This window comes from Mucilaginibacter sp. P4_E8 (assembly GCF_056401495.1).
Genome location: NZ_JBFUJG010000245.1, coordinates 1 through 4,456 on the forward strand (window position 1 = coordinate 1; position 4,456 = coordinate 4,456).

Consider the following 4,456-nt stretch of genomic DNA (forward strand, 5'->3'; position numbering starts at 1 on the left):
ATCTTGGCATGCGATAAAAAAGTTTGATCGGATTAATGAATTTACAAATCTTATTTTTGGCAAGGATCGCTTATGGCTATTAACCACTGATGGTAATATCTTAGAATCTTTGGATAATGGCGAAAATTGGTTTCAGATATCGCCAAGACTAACTTATTATTCTTTATTCGATCTTTTGGAACAAAATGAAGAAGTAAAAGTTATAGGAAATAATGGATATTTCAAGACTCTTAAGAAGGATAATCGTGCCTTCGATATCATTAAATTTGAGCTTGTATCCCAAAATAATCACCAAATCCCCAAGCTACAACTTAATAAAGGTAAATTAGACTCGGTAAATTTAGTTGTTTCCATCGTCGCAATAAATGGAAGTCAAAAGCTTACCCGCAGTTTTTTACTAAATGACTTACCCCAGATTTATTGGAGCRACGATGATCTGGAATATAATAAGAAATATCGTTTTCTAATAAGTGTTTCAGACGGTATAACTGCAAAATCAAAAACGTTTTCATGTTATGTCGGAAAAACATTATGGTTTAGATTTAAAAATTTAATGGGGTGGGATAACTCGCCAAAAACTATGAAAGATTGGACTGGGTTGGTAGCGGCTCACCTGGCATTATTATCAGTGGTCTACATTTTAAGTATTCTTTTCATTTTCATGATTTATCCTATAAAATTTATCGAAATACACGAAGCAATTAATTCTGAAAAGCTACCGTTACCGAATAAGGCCTCAAAGTATTTATTACTTTTCCTGATTGATTCTGATCATTGTCTCGATGCTTATGTTAATCGTTATGTCGATGACTTTTGGAAAGTATTCCAAAGTTCTCCGGAGATTTCCGAGCGCCTAAAATGGCTTCCTGCGCCGTTAAAAATCAACAATCAAAGCTTCACTTCTTTCAACAAAACAACAAACAACTATACACCAGGCCTTTCTGAACTAAAACAAACAATAAAGTCAGGAGACAGATGCTCGGTCGTCATTCAAGGACAAGGGGGAAGTGGCAAAACCACTTTGGCCGTACAAATCTGCAATTGGGTGTCAAATAAAGATCCCAATTTGCGATTTCTGGAAAAAATCGCACTGCCTGTTTTTATTAATCGAATTGATGAAACATTGGACAATACTTGTAAAAACCAGATGCTTTTGATTACAGGAAAAGCTCAAATTTCCGATACCCTTTTAAATGCATTATTACGAAAAAAAAGGATAATTGCCCTTGTTGACGGCGTTTCAGAGATGAATGATTTTGAGATTGCAGCTATCGAGCCGCAAAATGGCGGAAAAAACACGTTTCTAACCGTTTTTACATCCAGAAAATCTTTAGCGATCAGGAATATAAACGAGGTTATTCCACATACACTTAGTTTGGCATTTATTGATTACCTGCTTGACGGATTCATAGAAACCTACGCAGGCGCAGACAAATTCGGCAATCAGAGAGAAATAATTAGAGAAAGAGTTCTTGGTTTCATTCGATCTGCCCAAATTGGGAATGAACAGGTCCCAATTATTATTTTAAAGGCTATCATTTTGGAAGCATCGTCACTACTTGACCAGGGAAAATCCTTATCTGTGGAACTGCCAGTATCTGTCTCCAAGCTTTATAATAAATATATCGAGGGATTATTTCATAATTTGAGTGACCAAAAAATCCTTATTCGTAACTTAAGGAAAATGGCCACTACTAGTATTGGATTGGTGGACTATATTTATGAAACGAAAGCTGATGATCAATTTCCTTCAGAAATTACGCCCAAGTGGATTTCTTTAAATTTCGTTCATGCCCATTCTTTAGATGAGCATGTCGATATTTACCTTAATTGTGGCTTACTGGTATCAACCGGAGAAGCAAATGATAATCTTTTGAAGTTTATGTACGATTCCTTAGCAGAATATTTAAGTGCCGAAGAGGTCGTAATTCGATATCGGGACAAGTTATTGACTAACGAGAGGTTTTTAAAATTACTTGGTTCTAACAACCCCTCATGGAGTGCGAAGGTGATAGAAATCTCAATGGAAAAAGGCGTCCCAACACCTACCGCCTGACAAGATTGTTTTCCATCTTTTATTTTGACATATTTCTTCCGTTGGCTTATTATAGATGGCGCTGCYTTTGATGGGTACCCCAACTTGTTCGCCTTTGTCGTTATAAGACTGTAAATCAAACCGCCTTTTCCCGCATCAAGGTATTTTCTGCGGCAATTATGCTGACGGTGCATTTAGAATACCCTTCATCAACCCGGCTTTTCGTCATAACTTGCAGATAATCAATAAAAAAGGGCTGCTCTTTTAGAGCAGCCCTCTCGGGAAAATGACACATTCCCATGTGGTGCGGAAGAAGGGACTCGAACCCCCACGCCGTGAAGCGCCAGATCCTAAGTCTGGTGCGGCTACCAATTACGCCACTTCCGCATTAGGATTTTTAACAGGTCGCAAAGATAGCGTTTTATGCTAAACTATAAAACATAATTTTTGTTTTTTGGCTATCTGCCTCATTTCTTTGCTATTAATTTAATGTTACGTTATACATTAGCTCATTGAAATATGCCGGGGCATACAATAACCGACTGCCGTACCACGAAAACATTTCGCCATCAACCAATATTACCTTTGCATTAGGCAGTATTTCCTTAAATTCATCTATGTGCTTTTGTCTGAATGGATATGGTTCTGAAGATAAAAATATCACATCGGGTTTTGCCAACAATAGCCCTTGAGCCGTTACTTCAGGATATCTATCGGCTTCAGATGCGTTGATCAATCCGCATTTTTGCAGCATGCTATCAATAAAAGTATCGCGCCCTGCAACCATATAGGGCTTGCGCCAAATAAAATAGGCCACACGCTGGTTTAAAATGGGTAAGATGAGTTTATCAAATCGACTGAGTATATCAGCACACAAAGTTTTAGCTTCTACCCCGCGGTTGATGAGCGTGCCCACAGATTGGATCATATCCAGCGCACTATCAAGGTTATGAATGTCACTTATCCAAACAGGACAAACGCCTATTAGCTCTTCTATCTGGCGACGTTCGTTCTCTTCTTTGTTGGCTATGATCAGATCGGGTTGCATTGCCTTTATCTGATTGATATTTAATTGTTTAGTCCCCCCTACTTTGGTTACGGCTTTAAATTTATGCTCCGGGTGGATACAAAATTTTGTAATGCCAATAACTTCGGTATCAAGCCCTAAATAAAATAACAGTTCAGTTTGTGATGGCACAACAGATATAATCCTTTTAGGCACTGCTGGCAGGCTTATTACACGATTTAGTTGATCGTGAAAAACAGCCATGTTAAAACGCGTTTTTCTCGCCTTTTACAACATTCCATACGGTAAGGAAAATGACCTTCATATCCAGCAGGAACGACCAGTTTTCCAGATACCAAACGTCAGCCTCCACACGTTCAAGCATAGCTTGTGTGGTTTGGGTTTCACCTCTTAAACCTTTTATTTGCGCCCAGCCTGTGATACCTGGTTTAAGGAAATGCCTTACCATAAAGGTATCTATCAGCTGTGAATATTGTTGTGTGTGGCTAATCATGTGCGGCCTTGGCCCTACTACTGACATATTGCCCAATAGCACATTAAAAAACTGAGGCAGCTCATCGATACTTGTTTTACGTATAAATGCCCCTGTTTTAGTTATACGTGAATCGCCACGGGTAGCTTGTTTTTTATCAGAATCATTGTTTACCCGCATACTGCGAAATTTATAACACTTAAATGGTTTATTATCCCTGCCCGAACGTTCCTGTACAAAAAAGATGGGCCCCTTTGATTCCAGTTTGATCAAAATAGCCAGTATAGGAAACAACCAGCTGAAAACAAACAGGATAATAAACAGCGAAAACGCCACATCAAACAAGCGTTTAATTGACCTGTTAAGCATATTCTCGAGTGGCTCAGGCCTTACTGATATTACCGGGATATGTCCAAAACTTTGTATAAAAGTTGGTTTTTTAGCATAATCATAATACTCAGGTATGAACTTAAACCTAATAAGGTTTTTATCAGCATCGAGCATTAGCCTTTCGATTGTTAGGGCCTCTGAATTTGGAAGGGTACAAAATATCTCATCAACCTTATTATTGAGCACATAACTGATACAATCATCAGTACCGCCTAAGTAAAGACGGCTATCCATAACCTTTTCAGGGTTATCATCAAAAAAGCCAACCAAGCTGTAACCACGTTCAGGGTTTTGCTTAAAAAAACTATGCAAGTCTGATCCAATCCTGCCGCCGCCAATAATAATTACGGCCCTGGTATCAATTAATGACGCACGGTCGCTTTTACGTATGGTTAAAAACACCAGTTTCCATAATCCCAATAAAAATCCAAACAGGGCTAATGAATAAAACAGGTATTCGCGGGTAATAAAATAAGCTTTGGTACCAATCAATATAATAATGGTAAAGCATATAAAACTCACAAACAAAAGG

At 38.2% G+C, this 4,456-nt stretch carries 3 protein-coding genes and 1 tRNA gene; 1 reads left to right on the forward strand and 3 read right to left on the reverse strand.

The annotated features are described in order from the left end of the window. On the forward strand, positions 1-2,056 hold a 2,056-nt coding region (locus AC1DRQ_RS29670; RefSeq protein ID WP_477429453.1), incomplete at its 5' end, for an NB-ARC domain-containing protein. 281 nt (positions 2,057-2,337) lie between these two features. Here the strand turns inward: AC1DRQ_RS29670 and AC1DRQ_RS29675 are convergent. The 3 genes from AC1DRQ_RS29675 to AC1DRQ_RS29685 form a co-directional block, all read right to left on the reverse strand. Beyond that, positions 2,338-2,422 (reverse strand) — tRNA-Leu (locus tag AC1DRQ_RS29675). Positions 2,423-2,516: 94 nt separating this feature from the next. Continuing rightward, entirely contained in the window at positions 2,517-3,305 is a 789-nt protein-coding gene (locus AC1DRQ_RS29680) for an ABC transporter substrate-binding protein (protein WP_429392827.1), read from the reverse strand. Between the two features lies 1 nt (position 3,306). Further along, on the reverse strand, positions 3,307-4,456 hold a 1,150-nt coding region (locus AC1DRQ_RS29685), incomplete at its 5' end, for an undecaprenyl-phosphate glucose phosphotransferase (RefSeq protein ID WP_477429456.1).